Origin of the sequence: Clostridium sp. J1101437_171009_A5 (assembly GCF_015547905.1) — a bacterium.
Taxonomy (GTDB): Bacteria; Bacillota; Clostridia; order Oscillospirales; family Oscillospiraceae; genus Pseudoflavonifractor_A; species Pseudoflavonifractor_A gallinarum.
In genome coordinates this window covers 317,041-337,804 of the sequence record NZ_JADMVY010000001.1, presented here as the reverse complement: position 1 = coordinate 337,804, position 20,764 = coordinate 317,041, and the positions used below count along the sequence as shown (strand labels likewise).

The 20,764-nt window shown below is 64.2% G+C and carries 15 protein-coding genes; 12 read left to right on the top strand and 3 right to left on the bottom strand.

The features are described from left to right. The first annotated feature begins 41 nt into the window (after positions 1-41). Positions 42-3,653, top strand: coding sequence for a helicase-exonuclease AddAB subunit AddA (gene addA, locus I2C21_RS01735; protein ID WP_195278339.1), 3,612 nt, complete (start codon positions 42-44; stop codon positions 3,651-3,653). Positions 3,654-3,716: 63 nt separating this feature from the next. Then, positions 3,717-4,643 (top strand): AEC family transporter, encoded by a 927-nt coding sequence (locus I2C21_RS01730; protein WP_195278338.1) that lies wholly within the window; start codon positions 3,717-3,719, stop codon positions 4,641-4,643. Positions 4,644-4,653: 10 nt separating this feature from the next. Here I2C21_RS01730 and I2C21_RS01725 read toward each other — a convergent pair whose 3' ends face one another. Further along, positions 4,654-6,033 (bottom strand): alanine/glycine:cation symporter family protein, encoded by a 1,380-nt coding sequence (locus I2C21_RS01725; protein WP_193536417.1) that lies wholly within the window; start codon positions 6,031-6,033, stop codon positions 4,654-4,656. Positions 6,034-6,230: 197 nt separating this feature from the next. On the opposite strand from I2C21_RS01725, the gene rpmE reads away from it, so the two are divergent. The 10 genes from rpmE (at position 6,231) to I2C21_RS01675 (ending at position 17,876) form a co-directional block, all read left to right on the top strand. Continuing rightward, entirely contained in the window at positions 6,231-6,437 is a 207-nt protein-coding gene (rpmE, locus tag I2C21_RS01720) for a 50S ribosomal protein L31 (RefSeq protein ID WP_101693566.1), read from the top strand. Positions 6,438-6,533: 96 nt separating this feature from the next. Continuing rightward, positions 6,534-7,040, top strand: a complete 507-nt coding sequence (locus I2C21_RS01715) for a flavin reductase family protein (RefSeq protein WP_101693565.1) — start codon at positions 6,534-6,536, stop codon at positions 7,038-7,040. Positions 7,041-7,061: 21 nt separating this feature from the next. Continuing rightward, positions 7,062-8,366: a GTPase HflX gene (hflX, locus tag I2C21_RS01710; RefSeq protein ID WP_186962827.1), complete on the top strand. Its 1,305-nt coding sequence runs from the start codon at positions 7,062-7,064 to the stop codon at positions 8,364-8,366. A 12-nt stretch (positions 8,367-8,378) separates the two neighbouring features. Further along, positions 8,379-8,921, top strand: coding sequence for a GNAT family N-acetyltransferase (locus tag I2C21_RS01705; RefSeq protein ID WP_101693563.1), 543 nt, complete (start codon positions 8,379-8,381; stop codon positions 8,919-8,921). A 9-nt stretch (positions 8,922-8,930) separates the two neighbouring features. Then, on the top strand, positions 8,931-9,560 hold the full coding sequence (locus I2C21_RS01700; RefSeq protein ID WP_101693562.1) for an IMPACT family protein: 630 nt from the start codon (positions 8,931-8,933) through the stop codon (positions 9,558-9,560). Between the two features lie 16 nt (positions 9,561-9,576). Beyond that, complete coding sequence (locus I2C21_RS01695; RefSeq protein ID WP_193536423.1) at positions 9,577-10,137, top strand: GNAT family N-acetyltransferase; 561 nt, start codon at positions 9,577-9,579, stop codon at positions 10,135-10,137. A gap of 102 nt (positions 10,138-10,239) precedes the next feature. Beyond that, entirely contained in the window at positions 10,240-11,244 is a 1,005-nt protein-coding gene (locus I2C21_RS01690; protein ID WP_195278337.1) for a deoxyguanosinetriphosphate triphosphohydrolase, read from the top strand. Positions 11,245-11,263: 19 nt separating this feature from the next. Beyond that, positions 11,264-13,018, top strand: a complete 1,755-nt coding sequence (gene dnaG / locus I2C21_RS01685; protein WP_195278336.1) for a DNA primase — start codon at positions 11,264-11,266, stop codon at positions 13,016-13,018. A 4-nt stretch (positions 13,019-13,022) separates the two neighbouring features. Beyond that, positions 13,023-14,330 (top strand): RNA polymerase sigma factor RpoD, encoded by a 1,308-nt coding sequence (gene rpoD / locus I2C21_RS01680; RefSeq protein WP_186962825.1) that lies wholly within the window; start codon positions 13,023-13,025, stop codon positions 14,328-14,330. 537 nt (positions 14,331-14,867) lie between these two features. Further along, positions 14,868-17,876, top strand: a complete 3,009-nt coding sequence (locus I2C21_RS01675; RefSeq protein WP_195278335.1) for a LamG-like jellyroll fold domain-containing protein — start codon at positions 14,868-14,870, stop codon at positions 17,874-17,876. A gap of 166 nt (positions 17,877-18,042) precedes the next feature. On the opposite strand, the gene I2C21_RS01670 is transcribed toward I2C21_RS01675, so the two are convergent. After that, positions 18,043-18,726, bottom strand: a complete 684-nt coding sequence (locus I2C21_RS01670) for a DUF2461 domain-containing protein (protein WP_195278334.1) — start codon at positions 18,724-18,726, stop codon at positions 18,043-18,045. A 74-nt stretch (positions 18,727-18,800) separates the two neighbouring features. Continuing rightward, positions 18,801-20,690 carry a VanW family protein gene (locus I2C21_RS01665; RefSeq protein WP_195278333.1) on the bottom strand — a complete coding sequence of 630 codons (1,890 nt, stop codon included), beginning with the start codon at positions 20,688-20,690 and terminating at the stop codon, positions 18,801-18,803. Between the last annotated feature and the right edge of the window lie 74 nt (positions 20,691-20,764).

Genomic DNA, 20,764 nt, shown 5'->3' with positions numbered 1-20,764 from the left:
GAGACAGGGCCGGAAGAGCGGCCGGGAAAGGAGCCAGGCGCATGGGATTTCAACTGACCAAACAGCAGCAGGCGGTGGTGGACAACCGGGGCGGGACCCTTCTGGTGTCGGCGGCCGCCGGCTCGGGCAAGACCCGGGTGCTGGTGGAGCGGCTGCTGGACCGGGTGGAGCGGGAGGGGCTCAACGTGGACGCCTTCCTGGTCATCACCTACACCAAGGCAGCCGCCGCGGAGCTGCGCTCCCGCATCGTGGAGGAGCTCTCCGCCCGGCTGGCCGCCCATCCGGAGGACGGGCACCTGCGCCGCCAGTCCACGCTGGTCTACAAGGCGCAGATCTCCACCGTCCACGCCCTGTGCGCCCAGATCCTCCGGGAGCAGGGCCATCTGCTGGACCTGCATCCGGACTTCCGCCTGCTGGACGAGAGCGAGGCGGGCCTGCTCATGCTGGACACCCTCACAGAGGTGCTGGAGCGGCGCTATGAGACGCTGGAGGAGGGGGACGACTTCTCCTTCCTGGTGGACACCATGTCGGCGGGGCGGGACGACAGCCGCCTGGTCCAGATCGTGCTGGACATCCGGGGGCGGGTCCAGAGCCATCCCCGCCCGGCGGCGTGGCTGGCAGAGCAGGAGCGTGCCTTCCTGCTGGACGGCGTGTCCGAGGCCGGCGAGACGGTATGGGGCCGGCTGCTGCTGGAGGACGCCGGGCGGCAGGCCGACTACTGGGCCGGGCAGATGGCCCGGGCCCTGGAGCTGTGCGTTTGCGACGATGTGTTTGAGGGGAATTACGCCCCCAGCCTGTCCGCCACGCTGGAGGGGCTGCGCCGCTTTTCCCAGGCCGCCCGCCAGGGGTGGGACGCCGCCCGGGAGGCGCTTCCCATCCCCTTCCCCACGCCGGGGCGGAAGAAGGTCCCGGCGGGGCTGGCCGACGCCGAGCGGGTGAAGGACCTGCGCAATCGCTGCAAGAAGCGGATGGAGAAGCTGGCCGAGGGCTTTGTGGACGAGAGCGCCGATCTCCTGGACGACCTGCGGGCGGTCCACCCGGCGGTGCGGGCCCTCTTCGCCCTGGTGCGGGACTTCGAGGGGGCCTATGCCGCCGAGAAGAGCCGCCGGGGCGTGCTGGACTTCTCCGACCTGGAGCATTTGACCGTGGAGCTGCTGGTGGGACCGGAGGGGCCCACCGAGCTGGCCGGGCAGCTCTCCGGGCGGTACGCCGAGATCATGGTGGACGAGTATCAGGACACCAACGAGGTGCAGAACGCCATCTTCTCCGCCCTCTCTCGGGAGGGGAAAAACCTCTTCCTGGTGGGGGATGTGAAGCAGTCCATCTACCGCTTCCGGCTGGCCGACCCCACCATCTTTCTGGAGAAATACCGCACCTTCCCCTCCTATGAGCACGCCCGGGAGGGGGAGAGCCGGCGGATCAATCTGAGCAAGAACTTCCGCTCCCGGCCTGAGGTGCTGGAGGGGGCCAACTTCCTCTTCCGCAACCTCATGTCGGTGGAGTTCGGCGAGATGGACTATACGCCCGAGGAGTTTCTCTATCCGGGGCCCGATTTCCCGGAAATCCCCAATCCCGCCGTGGAGCTGGACGCCCTGGACCTGTCCGGAGAGGACGAGGAGGAGCGCCTCGCCGAGGAGCGGGCGGCCAGGGTCTCCCGGGACCTGCAGGAGGCCCGCTTTGCCGCGGCGCGCATCCGCGCCCTTCTGGACGAGGGCTTTCCCGTGGGGGACGGGAAGGGAGGGGTGCGCCCGGCGGAGCCCTCCGACATCGTTATCCTCCTGCGCTCCCCCAACACGGTGCTTCCCCACTATGCCCGGGCGCTGGCCGAGCGGGGCATCTCCTGGGAGGCCGACGGAGGAGGGGACTTCTTTGCCTCCACCGAGGTGAACGTAGCTCTGGCCCTCCTCCAGATCGTGGACAATCCCCGGCAGGACGTGCCCCTCATCTCGGCCCTGCGCTCCCCGGTGTACGGCTTTACCGCCGACCAGCTGGCCCTGCTGCGGGCGGGCTGCCCGGATGGAGACTTCTACCAGGCGGTTTGCTCCGGGGCCGAGCGGGGGGACGAGCCCTGCCGGGCCTTCCTGGAGGAGCTGGAGGAACTGCGCTTCGGCGCGGCCGATCAGAGCTGCTATCAATTGCTCTGGCGGCTGTATGACCGCTCCAACCTGATGGGGGTCTTTGGGAGCATGTCCAACGGCGAGGAGCGGCAGGCCAACCTCCTGCTCCTCACCGAGCTGGCCCGGCGCTTTGAGAAGGCGGGCCACCGGGGGCTGTACGGCTTCCTCTCCTACCTCACCCGCCTGCAGGAGAAGGGGGAGCGCATCACCGCGCCCGACCCGGGACGGGAGGGGGGCGGCGTGCGCATCCTGTCCATCCACCGCTCCAAGGGGTTGGAATTCCCGGTGGTGCTGCTGTGCGGCCTGAGCCGGCGGCTCAACCGGGAGGACATGCAGCGCCCCATCCTCTTCCACCCCAGACTGGGCGTGGGGCCCAAGCGGCTGGACGTGGGGCGGATGGTGGAGTACCCCACCCTGGCCCGCCGGGCGGTGGCCCGGCAGCTGGAGTATGAGATGATGGCCGAGGAGCTGCGCCTGCTCTATGTGGCGGTGACCCGGGCCAAGGACAAGCTCATCCTCTCGGTGGCCCTCACCGGGGGCGGACGGGACATTGCCCGGCTGGCCCCCGACGCGGGCTGCCCGGTGGAGCCTCAGGCCCTGGCCGCCTGTCAGTCGGTGGGGCAGTGGGTCCTCCTGCCTGTTCTGGCCCGGCCCGAGGCGGCCCCCCTCCGGGACGCGGGTGCGGTGGAGGTCCCGCCCACCCTGGCCACCCTGGGTCCGGCCTGGGACATCCGCTGGATCCCCGGCGGGGCACTGAAGCGTCCCCCTGTGTCCTCCCAGACGGAGGAGCGGACCGTCCGCACGGTCCGCCCCACCGGCATGGGGGAGGGGGAGCTGCGGAAAGCCCTCACCTGGCGCTATCCCTGGGCGCGGGACGTGGAGATCCCGTCCAAGCTGACCGCCACCCAGCTCAAGGGACGGGAGCTGGACCGGGAGGCCGCCGAGCACACCCCCCAGGCGGGCACACGCCGGGGAGAGGGGGTGCTCCGCCGTCCCCGCTTTGCGGAGGAGGAGTTCGGTCTGACCCCGGCCCAGAAGGGAGTGGCCCTCCACCTGGTGATGCAGTACATCGACTTTTCCAGGGCGTCCTCGGAGGCCCAGGTGGCCCGGGAGGTGGAGCGCCTGGTCCGGGAGGAGTATCTCACGCCGGAGCAGGGGAAGGCGGTGGACCCCGCCCGTCTGGCCGCCTTCTTTGCCTCGCCTCTGGGGCGGGAGGTGTGTTCCTCCGCTACCCTCCGCCGGGAGTTCAAGTTTTCCATCCTGGTCCCCGCCCGGGACTACTGGCCCCAGGCGGGAGAGGGCGAAGAGGTCCTGCTCCAGGGCGTGGTGGACTGCTTCTTTGAGACGGCGGAGGGGATCACCGTGGTGGACTTCAAGACCGACCGGGTGGCGGGGGAGGCCCTGCGCCAAAGGGCGGAGGAGTACCGTCCCCAGCTGGAGGCGTACAGCCGTGCCCTGGAGGAGATCACCGGCCGCCCGGTCTGCCGCCGGGTGCTGTGGTTCTTTTCGGAGAACCGAGGGGTAGAAATGATGTGAACCTGCCGGAAAAATCGGCAGAGAGAAATCCCATGTGTTTGAGAAGAAAAAGAGGAGAGAAACATGATCAGTTTGCTGCTGGCGGAGCAGATCGGAGAGCTGTTCCTGATGATTTTGCTTGGGTGGGGCCTGGTGCGGAGCGGACTTCTGCGCTCTGAGGACAGCCGAAGTCTTTCGGTGGTGACCCTTTACCTGGTCTCGCCCTGCGTGATGCTCAACGCCTTTCAGATTGAGCGGACGCCGGAGCTGGTGAAAGGACTGCTTCTCTCTCTGCTGACGGCGGTAGTCATCCATGTGGTTCTCTTTTTGCTGGTCACCTTGCTTGGAAAGGTATGGCGGTTTCGTGCGGTGGAGCAGGCCTCTGTGATGTACTCCAATGCGGGAAATCTCATTATCCCCATCGTCAGTGCGATCCTGGGCAAAGAGTGGGTGGTCTTCACCAGCGTTTTTCTGGCCATTCAGGTCCCGCTGCTGTGGACACACTGCCGGATCCTCCTCAGCGGGGAGCGGCAGGTTTCCCTCCGGAAAATTTTGCTCAACCCCAATATTTTGGCGGTGCTGGCGGGAGTCGTTCTCTTTGCAGCGGGCATCCGGCTGCCCGAGCTGCTGACGGGCGCCATGGAGGGGATGGGCGGCATGATCGGGCCGCTCAGTATGGTGGTGGCCGGTATGCTGATCGGCGGGATGGACCTGAAGAAGGCCTTCTCCTTCCGGGGCATCTGGAAGGTGACGGCCCTGCGCCTGGTGGTGGTCCCGCTGATCCTGCTGGTGCTGCTGAAATTCAGCGGGCTTTCCGCCCTGGCGGAGAACGGCGAGACCATCCTGCTGGTGAGCCTTCTGGCCGCCATTACGCCGTCGGCGGCCACGGTGACCCAGATGGCACAGCTCTATGACCGGGAGGCCGACTATGCCAGCGCCATCTATGTGGTGACGACCCTCCTGTGTATCGTGACCATGCCCATTCTGGTGGGTCTCTATCAGATGGGATAGGCGCAGAGGTTCAGGGCTGGAGCTCCCGCCAATGACGCAGCAGGCGGAGGGCCTCCGGGGTGAGGAGCAGGAGGGCCGCCAGGTTGGGCAGGGCCATGAGGCCGTTGAAGATGTCGGCCAGCTGCCACACGGCGGACACGTCCCCCACGCTCCCCAGCACCACCGTCACCAGAAAGACCACCCGGTAGAGGGCGCAGGCCCGGCGGCTCCCGGTGAGGTAGGCGAGGCCCCGCTCCCCGTAGTAGCTCCATCCCAGCAGGGAGGTAAAGGCGAAGAGGAGCAGGCACACCGAGACGAAGAGTCCCCCGTAGGGGCCGAACACGGTGGAGAAGGCCGCGGCCGAGAGGGGGGCGCCCAGCAGGGTGCCCGAGACATGGCCCCCGGCGATGGCGTCCAGGGCGGCCTGCGGATCGTACACGCCGGAGGTCAGGATGACCAGCGCCGTGATGGAGCAGACCGTCAGGGTGGCGATCCCCACCTCAAAGATCCCCCACATGCCCTCCTCGGCGGGATCGGTCACCTGGGCGGCGGCGTGGGCCATGGCGGAGGAGCCCATGCCGGCCTCGTTGGTGAAGACCCCCCGGGCCACGCCGTAGCGCATGGCGGCGGCCAGGCCATACCCCGCCGCGCCTCCCAGGGCGGCCTGTGGACACAGGGCGCAGGAGAAGATCTGGAAGAGGGCGGCGGGAAGGGCGTCGGCGTGGCGGAGGATGACAAAGATCCCGCCGGTGAGGAAGAGCCCCGCCATGGCCGGGACCAGCTTCTCACTGACCGCGCCGATCCGCCCCACCCCGCCCAGGATGACCGCCCCGCAGCACAGGGCCACCGCCAGACCGATGGTCAGTGGATCCCAGCCCAGGGTACTGTGGAGGGCGGCGGCGATGGAGTTGGCCTGCACCAGGTTCCCGCCTCCCAGGGAGGCGGCCACACAGCACAGGGAGAACCAGAGGGCCAGGGGCCGCGACCCAAGGCCCCGCTCCATGTAGCACATGGGGCCGCCCTGCCAGCCGCCGCCGGGGGCGCGCTCCCGGTAGCGCACGGCGAGGGTCTTTTCCGCACAGCTGGTCATCATGCCCAACAGGGCGGACACCCACATCCAGAAGACCGCCCCCGGACCGCCGTAGAAGATGGCGGTGGCCACCCCGGCGATGCTGCCCGTGCCGATGGTGGAGGCCAGGGCGGTGGAGAGGGCCTGAAACTGGGTCAGCCCCCCGGAGGATCGCTCTCCCCGCCGGCGGAAGAGGGAGCCCACAGTGGCGCGGAGCCAGCGGCGGACCTCGAAGATCTGAAAGAAGCCGGTGCGCAGGGAATACCATAGCCCCGTCAGCAGAAAAAGAAGCAGAAGCCAGGGGTTCCAGATGGCGTCCCCCAGCGCGGTGAGAAATGACATAGTTTACCCTCCGTCCGTTGCGCAGATCCGGGGGTACCCCCGGTGATACACAGGTATGCGCCGGGCGGAAGGACCATGTCCCTCAAAAAAGAAATCAAAAAAATTTGAAAAAACAGTTGCAATTTCAGGGGAAAGGTGGTAGTATATCAGTTGCGTTTATGACGACTGATCCCCTGGGAGAAAGAGGTGAACATAAAATGAAGGAAGGCATCCATCCCAATTACGAACAGACTACCATTAAGTGCGCCTGCGGTAATGTGATCGAAACCGGGTCTACCAAGAAGGACATTAAGGTTGAAGTTTGCTCTAAGTGTCACCCCTTCTTCACCGGCAAGCAGAAGATGGTGGATACTGGCGGACGTGTCAGCCGCTTCAACAAGAAGTTTGGTCTGGATCAGAAGTAAGATTCCAATGAAAACCCGTACCGGTTCCGGTACGGGTTTTTCTGTACCCGCCCCCCGGAGCGTCCGGGCGGAGCATCCATCCAAGGAGGGACAACCATGTTCAGGAAGATCAGACCGGAGGAGATCGATCAGAATCTCTTCTCCATGCTCAACGACCAGTGGATGCTGGTCACGGCCGGCACGCCGGAACACTGCAACACCATGACCGCCTCCTGGGGCGGACTGGGTGTGCTCTGGCGCAGAAATGTGGCCATGTGCGTCATCCGTCCCCAGCGCTACACGATGGAATTTGTGGAGCGGGAGGGATACTATACTCTGTCCTTCTTTGGCGACAAGTACCGCCGGGAGCTGGCCCTGTGCGGGGCCAAGAGCGGCCGGGAGCTGGACAAGATCCGGGAGTGCGGCTTCACCGTGGCTGCGGCGGAGGGGAACGCCCCCTATTTTGAGGAGGCCGAGCTGGTCATCGTCTGCCGCAAGCTCTACTGGCAGGACCTGGAGCCCGGACACTTCACCGATCCGGCGGTGCTGGAGCAGTGCTATCCCGAGAAGGACTATCACCGGATGTATATCGGCGAGATCGTGGAGGTCCTGCAAAAAGCATAAGGGACGCCCACAGGAGGTACTATGACCGAACAAAACACGAAAGAGATCAACCGCGCCGTGCTGGTGGGCCTCTCCGCCCACTGCCTGAGCGCCGAGGAGAACGCCACCGAGACCACCATGGAGGAGCTGGAGGACCTGCTGGAGACGGCGGGAGGCACCTGCGTGGGCTCGGTGCTCCAGAACAAGGACACCCCCGATCCCCGCACCTTCATCGGCGAGGGCAAGGTGGCCGAGGTGCGGGAGCTGGTGGAGAACAGCGGAGCGGACATGGTCATCTTTGACAATGCCCTCTCTCCCTCCCAGCAGCGGGTGCTCTCCGAGGAGCTGAAGGTGGCGGTGATGGACCGCTCGGCCCTCATTCTGGACATCTTTGCCCAGCGGGCCCGTACCCGGGAGGGCCGCCTCCAGGTGGAGCTGGCCCAGTACCAGTACCTGCTCCCCCGGCTGACCGGCATGTGGGGACACCTGGTGCGCCAGACCGCCTCGGGCGGCAAGTCCCCCATCGGCACCCGCGGCCCCGGCGAGACCCAGCTGGAGACCGACCGCCGCCACATCCGCCGCAAGATCTCCAAGCTCAAGGAGGAGCTGGAGGAGGTGCGCCGGGTCCGGGGCGTCCAGCGGGAGCGGCGCATCAAAAATGAGGTGCCGGTGGTGGCCATCGTGGGCTACACCAACGCAGGCAAATCCACCCTGCTCAACAAGCTGACCGGGGCGGACATCCCCGCCAACAACCGCCTCTTCGATACCCTGGACACCACCACCCGCACGCTGGAGATCTCGGACACCTGCACCGTGCTCATCTCGGACACGGTCGGATTTATCTCCAAGCTGCCCCACCACCTGGTGGAGGCCTTCAAGGCCACGCTGGAGGAGCTGAGCTACGCCGATCTTCTGCTGCACGTGATCGACTCCTCCAACCCGGAGTGGCGGGACCAGGCCGCGGTGGTGGAGAAGCTCATCGTGGAGCTGGGGGCCGCCGAGACCCCCCGCATCGACGTATTCAACAAGTGCGACCGCTATACCGGGGAGATCGTGCCCCACGGGGAGGACATCGTGGCCATCTCGGCCAAGACCGGCCAGGGGCTGGACCAGCTGCTGGAGCAGATCGGCAAGCGGCTGGATACCGGTGCCTGCCGGGTGGTGCTCCACCTGCCCTATGACCAGGGCGGGCTGCTGGATATGCTCTACCGGGACGCCAAGGTGGAGCAGGTGGAGTATGGGGAGACCATCGAGGTGACGGGCATCCTCACCCCCATCCTGCTGGGGCGCATGAAGGACTATATCGTAGAGGGCTGGAAACCGCCCAAGGAATTCTGGGAGGACTGAGGAGGAGAGAGGATGCGTCTGGAAACCGAACGGCTGATCCTGCGGCCCTTTGAGGCGGGGGACGCGGAGGATCTCTTCTCCTACGCCCAGGACCCCAGGGTGGGTCCCCCCGCGGGCTGGAAGCCCCATGAGAGCCTGGAGGAGAGCCGGGAGATCATCCGCACCGTATTCTCCGAGCCCGGGGTCTTTGCCGTGGTACACCGGCAGGACGGACGGGTCATCGGCTCGGCGGGCTTCACCGGGCGGCACCGGAAGGAGGCCGGAGGGCCGGACGACGAGATCGGCTACTCCCTGGACCCGGCCTACTGGGGACGGGGACTCATCCCCGAGGCGGTGGAGGAGCTGCTGCGCTACGGGTTTGAGGACCTGGGCCTCCACACCATCTGGTGCGACCACTATGACGGCAATCAGAAGTCCAAGCGGGTCATCCGGAAGTGCGGCTTTTCCTTCCGCTTCCTCCGGATGCAGCGTCTGACCGCGTTCGGCGGGGAGCCCCGCCTGACGCTGTGCTATGCCATGACGCGCGCGGACTGGGCGAGAACAAGGGGAAAGTGAGGGGCGGCGATGACCGAGTACTATATCCCCACGGGGGATGCGGAGACCGAGTTTGTGGAGAAGCGCTCCCGCTTCATCGGCCATGTCTGGCGGGTGGAGTCCGAGGAGGAGGCCCGGGCCCGGATCGAGGCCACCAGGAAGAAATACCACGACGCCCGGCACAACTGCTGGTGCTATCTGATCCGGGAGGGCGGGATCGTCCGCTACTCCGACGACGGGGAGCCCCAGGGAACCGCGGGACAGCCCATGCTGGGGGTGTTCCAGAAGGAGGAGATCACCAACGTCTGCTGTGTGGTGACCCGCTACTTCGGCGGCATCCTGCTGGGGGCTGGGGGCCTGGTGCGGGCCTATACCCGCTCGGCCAAGGACGCCCTGGACGCGGCGGGCCGTTCCGTAGTCCGCCGCTGGGTGGATACGGCCGTGCCCTGTCCCTATGCGATGTTTGAGCGGGTCAAGCTGGAAGTGGAGGCCTGCGGCGGCGTGCTGGGAGAGACCGAATACGCCGCCGACGTCACCGTCCACGCCCTCCTGCCGGAGGGGGCGGTGGAGCCCTTCCAGGCCCGCATCACCGAGCTCACCGCCGGCACCTCCACGGCCCAGGTGGTGGGAGAGGTATTCAAGGACGTACCCATCGGCTGAGTGAGGAGGAGAGAAGATGACAGAGGAACTGTATCTGGAGACCGAGCGCCTGGTGGGCCGGGCTCCGGAGGAGTCCATGGCCGCTCTGGTCCTGGATTTCTACACCCGCAACCGGGACTTTCTGGAGCCCTATGAGCCCGAGCGTGCGCCGGAATTCTACACGCTGGAGGAGCAGAGCCGCCTGCTCCGGCAGGCCCGGATCGACCGGGAGGAGGGCCGGGGCTATTCCTTCTGGCTCTTCCGCAAAGGGGAGCCGGAGCGGGCCATCGGCTACATCGCCCTCAACAACATCGTGCGGGGTGCCTTTCAGTCCTGCTTCCTGGGCTGCAAGATGGACGGGAGCGAGATCAACAAGGGCTATATGACCGAGGCGGTCAAGGCCTGCGCCGCGTTTGCCTTCGGGACGCTGGGCCTGCACCGCATCGAGGGGAACATCATGCCCCGCAACCGCCGCTCCCTCCGGGTGGCGGAGAAATGCGGCTTCCGGGAGGAGGGCCTGGCCCGGGCCTATCTGCGCATCCACGGGGTGTGGGAGGACCACATCCACATGGTCCGCCTGGCCGACGACCCGGTGTAAGCCGGAGTGCAAAAAAATTTTTGCAAAAAGAAGGATTTTCACGCCGGAAAGCGTATATAGTAATTGGAGTGCCTTTTCAGTCGTTTCGGGAGGAGGAGCGCCATGACAGTACGGGAAGCGGTGGAACAGGCCCAGCGGGAGCAGCTGTCGCCCTGGGCCTGCCGGGCGGAGGAGAGCCGCGGCCGGGCCCGGCCGGTACCGCCCTGTCCCATGCGCACGGACTTTCAGCGGGATGTGGACCGGATCGTCCACTCCAAGGCCTTCCGGCGGCTGATGCACAAGACCCAGGTCTTTTTGGCCCCCGAGGGGGACCACTACCGTACCCGCATGACCCACACCCTGGAGGTGGCCCGGGTGGCCCGGACCATGGCCCGGGGACTGCGCCTCAACGAGGACCTGACCGAGGCGGCCGCTCTGGGGCACGATCTGGGGCACACCCCCTTCGGCCACGCCGGGGAGGCCGTCCTCAACGAGATCATGCCCGGCGGGTTTGAACACAATGTCCAGTCCCTCCGGGTGGTGGAGCGGCTGGAGCAGGGGGGCGCGGGACTCAACCTCACCTGGGAGGTGCGCAACGCCATCCGCTGCCATACCGGCGCGGAGGAGGCCGCCACCCTGGAGGGGCGGCTCATCCGCCTGGCCGACCGGATCGCCTATATCAACCACGATATCGACGACGCCATCCGGGGCGGCGTGCTCTATCCGCTGGATGTGCCGCTGGAGCTGTCCCAGGTGCTGGGCTTCTCCCACGGGGAGCGGATCGACACCCTGGTCTCCGACGTGATCGAACAGAGCCGGGACAAGGGAGAGATCTGCCAGTCGGAGCCCTGCCGCCGGGCCATGGAGGAGCTGCGTGCCTTCCTCTTTGCACGGGTCTACCACAGCCCCCTGGCCAAGGGGGAGGAGCGCAAGGCCCAGGATATGCTCCGCTTCCTCTTTGAGTACTACCGGAAGGAGGCCGACCGCCTCCCCGGTGAGTTCCAGGAAATCCGGGCGCTGGAGGGGACCGAGCGGGCGGTGTGCGACTACATCGCCGGCATGACCGACAAATACGCCGTGGAGCAGTTCCGCACCCTGGCCATCCCAAGGGCCTGGGCGGTAAAATGAGGGGAGAGGGGGGAGCGCCATGGCCATACCTGAGGCATTTATCGACGAGCTGGTGGCCCGGAACGAGATTTCCGACGTGGTCTCCTCCTACGTCCACCTGACCCGAAAGGGAAACAATCTCTGGGGCCTGTGCCCCTTTCACAACGAAAAGACCCCCTCCTTCTCCGTGGCCCCCGAAAAGCAGATCTACCACTGCTTCGGCTGCGGCAAGGGCGGCGGGGTGATCTCCTTCATCATGGAGATGGAGAACCTGCCCTTTGTGGAGGCGGTACGTTTTCTGGCCCAGCGCTCCGGCATGGAGATGCCCGAGCAGGGGGAGAATGAGGGATACCGCCGCCGGCGGGAGCGTCTCCTGGCTCTGAACAAGGACGCGGCCCGGTTTTTCCACGAAAAACTGCGGGCCCCGGAGGGGAGAGCGGGGGCGGAATATCTCTTCCAGAAGCGTGGCCTCTCCCCAGGGGTGGTCACCCGCTTTGGACTGGGCGTTGCCCCGGAAGGGTGGGACAACCTGATCCAGGCCATGATGGAGAAGGGCTATACCAAGCGGGAGCTACTGGATGCCGGACTGGCGGTGGACAACAAAAAGGGGCGGATCTATGACCGCTTCCGCAACCGGGTGATGTTCCCCATCATCGACCTGCGGGGGGAGGTCATCGGATTCGGCGGCCGCGTGCTGGACGACTCCACGCCCAAGTACCTCAACTCCCCGGATACGGTGATCTACAACAAGAGCCGCAACCTCTTTGCTCTGAACATCGCCAAAAAATCCAAGCAGGGCCGGATCATCCTCACGGAAGGGTATATGGATACCCTCTCCCTCCACCAGGCGGGGTTTGACTGCGCGGTGGCGAGCCTGGGCACCTCCCTGACCCAGGAGCACGCCCAGCTCCTCTCCCGGTATACCAAGGAGGCGGTCATCGCCTACGACGGGGACGGCGCGGGGATGAAGGCGGCCCAGCGGGCCATCCCCATTCTGGAAAAGACGGGCATCCAGGTCAAGGTCCTCCAGATGCGGGGGGCCAAGGACCCGGATGAGTTTATCAAGAAATACGGCCGGGAGGCCTTTGCCAAGCTGCTGGATCAGAGCGAGAACCACATTGAGTACCGCCTGCGCCAGATCCAGGTGAAATACGACCTGAGCGACGACGCCCAGAAGGTGGAATTTCTCCGGGAGAGCGCCGCCATGCTCTCCACCCTCCCCAGCCCGGTGGAGCGGGAGATCTACGGCGGCCGGGCCGCCCAGGCGGCGGGGATCTCCCCCCAGGCCATGGCGCAGGAGATCCAGCGGGAGTATCAGCGCCGGCTCCGGCAGGCCAAGAAGCAGCAGGAGCGGCGGGACCTGACCCCGGCGGCCCAGCTTCAACCCCGGGAGTACGGCATCCGCTATCCCAACATGCGCTCGGGACGGGCGGAGGAGGGGGTTTTGCGGCTGATGCTGCTGGAGCCCGCCCTCTTCCGGGAGAGCGAATCCCTGACGCCGGAGCATTTTTCCGTCCCGGTGCTGGGGCGGGTATACGCCCTGCTGCGTCAGCGCTTCCTGGAGGGACGCAGCACCCAGCTGGCCGCCCTGGCCGGCGAGCTGACCAGCGAGGAGATGAGCTTCCTGGCCGGGGTGCTGGAAAAGCCGGAGTCTCTGGCCCACAGCCAGCAGGCCCTGCGGGATTACATAGCCATCATTCAGACCGAGGCCCTCAAGCGGGCGGGGGAGAGCGCAGTGGACCCCCTCCTGGCGGCCGCGGAAAAATTTAGAGAAAAAAAAGCCTACGGAGGATGAGCACATGAGTGAAAAGAAAGTAAACGCGGCCAAGGGTGCCAAGGGCCCCAGCGAGGCCCAGATCGAAGCCGGACGCCTGGAGATCATGAAGGTCGTGGAGGGTGTTCCCGGCGCGGAGAAGCTCAGCGAGCTCATCGAGCGGGGCAAGAAGAAGGGCAAGCTCTCGGCCAGCGAGCTGATGGACGTGCTGGAGAACATGAATCTGGAGAGCGACCAGATGGACAAGATCTACGATACCCTGGAAAACCTGGGTATCGACACCGCCGGTGAGGACTATCTCCCCGACCTGGGCGATGACATCGTCCCCTCCATCGACGATCTGGAGGACATCCCCGAGGAGGAGATCGTAGACCCCAACACGCTGGTGGACGCCTTCAACATCGACGACCCCGTGCGCATGTACCTCAAGGAGATCGGCAAGGTCAACCTCCTCTCCCCCGACGAGGAGATCCAGCTGGCCCAGGACATGGGCGCCGGTGACGCCGCTGAGGAGCAGTGGGCCGAGATCGAGAAGGCCCGCAAGAACGGGGAGGACTATCCCCTCACCGCCGAGGAGGAGGCCGCCATCAAGAAGGCCATCCGCCGGGGCAAGGCGGCCAAGCAGCGTCTGGCCGAGGCCAACCTCCGTCTGGTGGTCTCCATCGCCAAGCGCTATGTGGGCCGCGGCATGCTCTTCCTGGACCTGATCCAGGAGGGCAACCTGGGTCTCATCAAGGCCGTGGAGAAGTTTGACTACACCAAGGGCTACAAGTTCTCCACCTACGCCACCTGGTGGATCCGGCAGGCCATCACCCGCGCCATCGCCGACCAGGCCCGTACCATCCGCATCCCCGTCCACATGGTGGAAACCATCAACAAGGTCATCCGCGTCTCCCGTCAGCTCCTCCAGGAGCTGGGCCACGATCCCAGCCCCGAGGAGATCGCCGCCGAGATGTCCATGCCGGTGGACAAGGTGCGGGAGATCCTGAAGATCGCCCAGGAGCCGGTCTCTCTGGAGACCCCCATCGGCGAGGAGGAGGATTCCCACCTGGGCGACTTCATCCCCGACGAGGACGCTTCCGAGCCCTCCGAGGCCGCCAGCTTCACCCTGCTCAAGGAGCAGCTGGTGGACGTGCTCTCCACCCTGACCCCCAGGGAGGAGAAGGTCCTCAAGCTCCGCTTCGGCATCGAGGACGGCCGCACCCGCACCCTGGAGGAAGTGGGCAAGGAGTTCAACGTCACCCGTGAGCGTATCCGCCAGATCGAGGCCAAGGCCCTGCGGAAGCTCCGCCACCCCAGCCGCTCCAAGAAGCTCAAGGACTTTTTGAACTGATATCATAAGAGAAAATCGATCTGGGTGTATTTGGAAGCCTCAGTTCGATGTATGACATGTGCCCCTCAGGACACGGCGATCAGCCGTTGGTCCTGAGGGGCATTTTTTGTGCGTTGTATTCGGCAAAATCACGAAAGAAGCGCGCCGCTTTATGGCCTTGCGTGGGAAGGCATGGACTGTGCGGGAGACCCGGAAGAATGTATGAAAATTTACAAAATAATTGTACAATCTTTATTTTGCTCTGAAATAGCCCAGATGTGATTTTAAATGGGAAGAAGAAAAATGTACAGATAAAATGGATATTTTCCCTTGGGGTGGTCTGCTTGCAGAAGGGAAGAGAGCGGAGATTCTGCTTTACGAGAACTTATCGGAAGGCGGATATCAGACTTTACAGAGAATATTTATACTTATCCTATGGATCCCCTGAAGAAAGGTTCGCATGTATGGAAAACCGTATTTGGGGTAAGGACAGCCGCTGGGTTGACACAGGGGCGCCCTTGTACATTTGAGAGCGAAGAGAGGTAATTTGCTATGCACATGAGACGATGGATGGCGACCGCGCTGAGCGGGGCGCTGATGCTCTCCATCCTTCCCACCGCCATGGCAGCCGCGCCGGAAGGCGTACAGGCCATGACGCAGGAGCGGGTGGATCAGGCCAATGAGGCCTATAACGATGTCCCGGCGGCGCTGGAATTCATCAGTATGTCGGATACCCATGTCTCCAGCTATGAGAAGTGGAAGAACGTCTTCACCAATATCAAAGACTGGGCTGTGGACAATGGGTTCGAAACCGATGCGGTACTGGTGGACGGCGACGTGGAGGCCAATGAGCGCCTGGAATATCCAGACAGCAGCCGCGACTTCTACAACGCAGTCATCCAACTGATGGATGAGACCTTCGGCAAGGAGATGCCCATTCTCTATGCCGTAGGCAACCATGACCGCCCCGGCGACTACATGATACCCATGTTCAGCGAGGCGAAGGAGGACGGCCGTCCCAACTGGTATTTTGAGCAGGCGGACGGCGGCGATTACAGCAACTACCATGTGGAGATCAACGGCTACGACTTTATCTCCCTGGATTACCGCAATTACCAATCCTTCCTCTCTCAGGCGCTGGAGGAGATCTCTTCGGCCGAGGACTACGACATGGGCAAGCCCATCTTCGTACAGGTTCACAGCGGCCTCAACGGAACCACCTGGGGCGGCTATCAGGATATTGTGGGTACCGCGATCCAGAACGCATTGGCGGACTATCCGCAGGCCATCGTGTTTACCGCCCACTCCCACTACAGCAATGAGGCGGAGAACGGGATCTACCAGGATGACTTCACAGTGGTGAACAACGGCTCCATGGACTATGTGGAACTGCCCTCCAGTCTGGAGCCGGTCCTCCCGCCCGCCCAGGGAAAGTATGAGGGAGATCAGCTGGTGGAGTATGAGCGCACCTGTAATTTCGTCTCGGTCCTGGAGGACGGCACCACGGTCATCCGCCGCTTTGATGCGACCAATGAGCGCTGGATGGGAATGCCCTGGGTCATCGAGACGCAGGAGGGGACCGACGGTTTCCGCTACACCAGCGACCAGCGCAGCAAGGTCGCGCCCTGGTTTGAGGAGGATGCCCAGATCTCCATGTCCGAGGTCAGTGAGACCGGCGCCACGCTCACCTTTACCCAGGCGGTGGACGACGAGCTCACCGAGCACTATGAGATCTCGGTCAAGGAACTGCTGGGCAACAAGGACGCCACCTACTCTGTGGCTCCTACCCTCTTCGGCGGCAATGAGCCCAAGTCCTATACCGGGTCCTTTACCGTCTACTCCCGGTTCTACCTGCGGCCCTATCCCACCGAGATGACCCTGCTCTTCTCGGAGCTGAAGCCGGGCACGCTCTACCAGATCCAGGTCACTGCCGTGGATAACTTCGGCAATCAATCTACGCCTCAGAGCATCACCTTCCAGACTGCGGGAGAGGGTGCGGACCTGCCGGAAGGGGACTATCCCGCCCTGCTGGCCGAGGCGGTGGAAAAGGCCCAAGCTCTGCTGGAAAAGGCGGAGGCCGGCACAGATGGGGTCTATCAAATCACATATCCCGCCGCCACGATCCAGGCCCTGAAAGAGAAGCTGAGTGAGGTCGCTGCTGGTCAGGATGCGGCAGAAGATCTCCAGCGCTACATCTGGATCAGTGAACTGGAGTCCCTCATGGAGCAGGCTGAGGCAGGGAAGGAAGTCTCCCTGGACCCGCCCACCGTCCTGCCCGAAGGCATTTGGGATGGCCTGCAGATGGACCTGCAGTTTGAACATGACCTGACGGATGGAGCCGACAGCACCGCTGCGGTGACCACTGACGACACCATTAGCTACGAGTCCGGCGTCAACAACGGCACTGCTGTCCGCCTGGAGAGCGGAGAGCGCATTGATCTGGGCGCCCGGGAGACCCTGGATCAACTGGGCAAGGACCAGGACATGACCATCAGCTTCTGGTATAAGCCCTATACCGCTAGGGCCGATCAGACCATCATGGGCAACAAGAGCTGGAGCAGCGCCACCAATGCCGGTGTGATTTTCGCCTATGATTACAACGACGGCACCCCCGACCATATCAGCGGCTCCATCGGGCCGGGCAACGGAAACTATGATCAGACCGCCTACATCCGTTTCCGTGATTTTGACAAGAACGAGTGGTCCATGATTACGCTGAAAGTGGACCGCCAGGCCAAGACCTATACCACCTATGTCAACGGCATCCCCTATGCCAGCGGAAGCCTGCACGAAAATGCCACGCTGACCTCCGGCTCCCCCTTCTACATCGGCGGAACCGATCTGGATTTCGGGATGGATAACCTGCGCATCTGGAATCGCGCCCTGAGCGACGCGGAGATCGCCGCAGTCTATGGTACGGATCTCAAGGGGGAAAGCCAGCCCGAGGAGAATCAGATTTCCGTCTCGGTCTCCGGTCCTACGCAGGCCGGTCAGAACGCCCGCGTTCCCTATGTGTTCTCCGCGGAGGGGAGCGATGAGGGCCTCAAGACCATCCATCTGACCTTCCAGGTACAGGGAGAGGGCCTCTTTGCCGATGCCGCCTCTCTGGTGGCGGCCGATCCCTTTACGCTGCTGACCTACAAAAAGACTGCACAGGAAGACGGCTCCCTGCGCTATGATGCGGTGCTGAGCTATGGCCTTTCCGATGTACAGGCTCTGGCGGAGCAGAAGGACATGATGACCCTGTATATCCGTACCCTGGAGTCTGAGGGCAACCTCACGGTCACGTTGAACGAGGTCAAATGCAACGACGGTGTTCAGGGACAGGTGAACGCGCAGGCTGCCGCGGTCACGACGGCGGTGAGCAATCGCTATGATGTGAACGGAGACGGTACGCTGGACATCAACGACATCGCCGCGGCTCAGGACTTCTATCAGGTCAGAGAGGGCGATTCCGGATGGGATGAGGCCCAGAAGGCCGACGTAAACCAGGACGGCAGAGTCGACCTGCAGGATCTGGTGGAGATCGCCGGGGCCTACCTGGATGGGATGACGGTAACGGCATGATCTAAGCACGGATTTCTTTCCACAAAACTGACGTGCGGCCCGGGCGGTACTTCCGTCCGGGCCGCACATTATGGAGCACTCCTCCACAGTCCGCAGGTGCGCTTTTTCGTTTCGGAAAAAAGCAGCTCTCCCGGTTTGTGCCAGACGCGCCGGGAGAGCTGCTTTCTTATCCCTCCCGCGGGTCCGGATCGCCGTCCAGGGAGGAGAAATAGGTGTAGAAGGGGAGCAGGAAGTCGTATCCCTCCAGCAGAGTGTCCACCAGGTCGTGGGAGTAGAGAAGGTCGTCCAGCTTGTGATCGCACTCCAGCGCCAAACTCTTCTTGTTGTACCAGGGAGCGAGAAGGGGGGAGGGAGCTGCCCCCTTGGGACGCTTGTAGTCCACGCCGGTGAGCTGAAAGACCGCCTGCCGGTCCAGGCTGCGGACCAGGCGCTCAAAGGGCGCGGGGTCCCGGTCCAGCCGGGCGCGGAACTTGGCCATGGTCAGCGGAGTGGCCGAGTAATACCCCAGACCGTAGGACCAGCCCTCCGGCTCCAGCTCAAACCAGAAGACCGGGCGGGTGGAGAAGGCGTCCTCGGTGGGACGCTCCATGGACCACCAGAGATGATCCTTATAGGGGCCTCTGCCGTGCAGGCGCCGGGCGTCCCGGTAGATACGGGAGACCTTGCAGCACAGGCCCGGGACCTGGTGCCGGTCCTGGAAGGCGTCATAGACCTCCTGGGCCAGGGCCTTCATGGGCTGGTAGAAGTGGGTCAGATACTCCTCTTTGTGGGCCTGAAACCAGGGGCGCTCATTGTTGAACCGGATGCCCCACATAAAGTCGATGGTGGCATCGGAAAAGCCTTGAAACATAGGGGAATCCCTCCTTGAAGTGATAAACAGGAGCGCGGGTCAGAGATGACCCGCGCTCCATGTGACGAAAAAACTCAGGTTCCGGTCTGGGCCTCCGGGGGAAGGACCGGCACATTGGGATCGGTGGATGCAGTGGGTGCCGGTGTACTGCTGGGGGGTGCGGAGGTGGCGGGCGCCGGAGTCGGTGTCGACGTGGGCGCCGCAGTGGGAGCGGGGGTACTGGAGGGCGCCGGTGTGGGCGCCGGTGTCGCGGTGGGGGACGGCGTGGGAGACGGTGTGGGCGTGACAGGCACCTCGGTCATCAGACCGGTGGAGGTGTCGATGCCCAGACGGGCCGCGTCAGCGGGGTTATAGAAGTAGACCGCGTTGCGCACATCGAAGCGGTCGTTGTGGATGACCGTGTCGCTGATGACCTTGCCGTTGGCATCCCGCAGGCGCTGATGGACCTCCACCACCTTGCCGGTGTAGGCGGTGCGGGTGGGGTCCTTCTGGGGCTTGGAGCCCTGGGGCACCGAGCTGTTGGGCTCGTAGACGGTCTTGGGGGCGGTGGTGCTCACCACCACCGAGTAGGGATCGCCGTAGATGCCGGTGGTGTTGGTGCCGTAGATGGTGACGTTGCAGTACCGGGTGCCGCCGCTCTTGGTGAGAGAGGCCACGATCTTGATGGGGTAGTCGGTGTTGTTCTTGAACCGGAAGTCCAGGCTGTTGCTGTAGACCGTGGCATCCAGGCCGGAGGGGAGATACCCCACGTCGTACTTGTGCTTGTGGCGCTCCACGGTCTCCAGATTGGCCTTGAGGGTCGTATAATAGAGGGTGGAGGAGAGCTGGCACACGCCGCCGGCCCAGGTGTCCTGGGTGGTGCCGCTCACATAGGCGCCGGCCTTCTGATAGCCGCCGGCCTGGGAGTAGGGACCCACCGTAGCGTTGTAGGAGAAGGTCTCGCCGGGGAGAAGAATGGTGCCGTTGACCCGCTGGCAGGCCAGATCCACATTGTGCCAGCGGGAGGAGCCGCCGGCGGTCTTGGTGGAGGACTTGCCCAGGACATCCTTGAAGAGATTAGCATTGAGCTTAGCGGTGGTGATGTTGGGCTCCTCCTTCTCCAGAGGCACGGAGCAGACCTCGCCCTCCGCGGTGTCGGCCAGGGCGGTACGGGCGGCGTCCGTGTCAAACCGGATGCCGGTGACCGAGGGGACGATCTCCTTGGTGTTCTTGTCCAGGTAGGCGTCGGCGGGCTCGGTGTAGACCTCCTGATAGATGGCCTCAAAGTCGGGCTCGGGGGGCTCTTCCGTCATCACGGGGACCTCGATGGGTACAGGGGCGGAGGTGCCGCCCTCGGACAGCAGGGTCTGGAACTCCCGCAGGAGCTGCTCCTCCAGGGCGTCCACGTCGATGGCCTGCCCGGTGGTGCCCTTGGTAAAGTCCAGCGTGTCGGCCGTTACGGTCCAGCTGGTCTCCACCATGGGGTTGGAGATATGCTCCTCCGCCTGAGTGATGGAGGCGGGGGTCTGGGAGAAGGAGAGCTGGACCTCCACCTCGCTGGACTGCCCCGCCAGGGCGGAGAGGAAGCGGAAGCCGCCGGCCGCCGCGCCGCCCTTTTGGTTGTCGTTCCAGGCCGCCTCTACCGCGCCGGAGATATCGGCGCTCAGGGCATCCCCGGAGACAGTAAAGGTGCTGCCGTTGCAGGTGAAGTCAGCGGAGAGGGACGAGAGCCGGGCGGGAAGCTCCGCCTCCAGCTTGGCCTGGGCCTCTTCCCGGGTCAGACTGCCCACCTGGACGCCGCTGATGCGGGTGTTGGGCAGCAGCTTCCCGCTGGTGGCGGCATAGGCACACATGCCGGCGTAGCCGGCACAGAGCAGCAAAAGGAAAATGAGTACACCGACCAGGACCTTGGGTGGTCGGCCGGATTTTCTGCGTCTGCCGCCCTCCGGGTCGGGCATGACGCGTTTGCCTTTCGAGTGTTCCATGGATATCAACTCCCAATATTGAGGTAACGAACTGGATACGCTCTCCATTATAGGTGTCCCTGCCCCAAAATGCA

What these genes read in the sequence shown, in the direction of transcription:
- addA (WP_195278339.1), top strand. Translation starts at nt 42, where the DNA reads ATGGGATTTCAACTGACCAAACAGCAGCAGGCGGTGGTGGACAACCGG.
- I2C21_RS01730 (WP_195278338.1), top strand. Translation starts at nt 3,717, where the DNA reads ATGATCAGTTTGCTGCTGGCGGAGCAGATCGGAGAGCTGTTCCTGATG.
- I2C21_RS01725 (WP_193536417.1), bottom strand. Translation starts at nt 6,033, where the DNA reads ATGTCATTTCTCACCGCGCTGGGGGACGCCATCTGGAACCCCTGGCTT.
- rpmE (WP_101693566.1), top strand. Translation starts at nt 6,231, where the DNA reads ATGAAGGAAGGCATCCATCCCAATTACGAACAGACTACCATTAAGTGC.
- I2C21_RS01715 (WP_101693565.1), top strand. Translation starts at nt 6,534, where the DNA reads ATGTTCAGGAAGATCAGACCGGAGGAGATCGATCAGAATCTCTTCTCC.
- hflX (WP_186962827.1), top strand. Translation starts at nt 7,062, where the DNA reads ATGACCGAACAAAACACGAAAGAGATCAACCGCGCCGTGCTGGTGGGC.
- I2C21_RS01705 (WP_101693563.1), top strand. Translation starts at nt 8,379, where the DNA reads ATGCGTCTGGAAACCGAACGGCTGATCCTGCGGCCCTTTGAGGCGGGG.
- I2C21_RS01700 (WP_101693562.1), top strand. Translation starts at nt 8,931, where the DNA reads ATGACCGAGTACTATATCCCCACGGGGGATGCGGAGACCGAGTTTGTG.
- I2C21_RS01695 (WP_193536423.1), top strand. Translation starts at nt 9,577, where the DNA reads ATGACAGAGGAACTGTATCTGGAGACCGAGCGCCTGGTGGGCCGGGCT.
- I2C21_RS01690 (WP_195278337.1), top strand. Translation starts at nt 10,240, where the DNA reads ATGACAGTACGGGAAGCGGTGGAACAGGCCCAGCGGGAGCAGCTGTCG.
- dnaG (WP_195278336.1), top strand. Translation starts at nt 11,264, where the DNA reads ATGGCCATACCTGAGGCATTTATCGACGAGCTGGTGGCCCGGAACGAG.
- rpoD (WP_186962825.1), top strand. Translation starts at nt 13,023, where the DNA reads ATGAGTGAAAAGAAAGTAAACGCGGCCAAGGGTGCCAAGGGCCCCAGC.
- I2C21_RS01675 (WP_195278335.1), top strand. Translation starts at nt 14,868, where the DNA reads ATGAGACGATGGATGGCGACCGCGCTGAGCGGGGCGCTGATGCTCTCC.
- I2C21_RS01670 (WP_195278334.1), bottom strand. Translation starts at nt 18,726, where the DNA reads ATGTTTCAAGGCTTTTCCGATGCCACCATCGACTTTATGTGGGGCATC.
- I2C21_RS01665 (WP_195278333.1), bottom strand. Translation starts at nt 20,690, where the DNA reads ATGGAACACTCGAAAGGCAAACGCGTCATGCCCGACCCGGAGGGCGGC.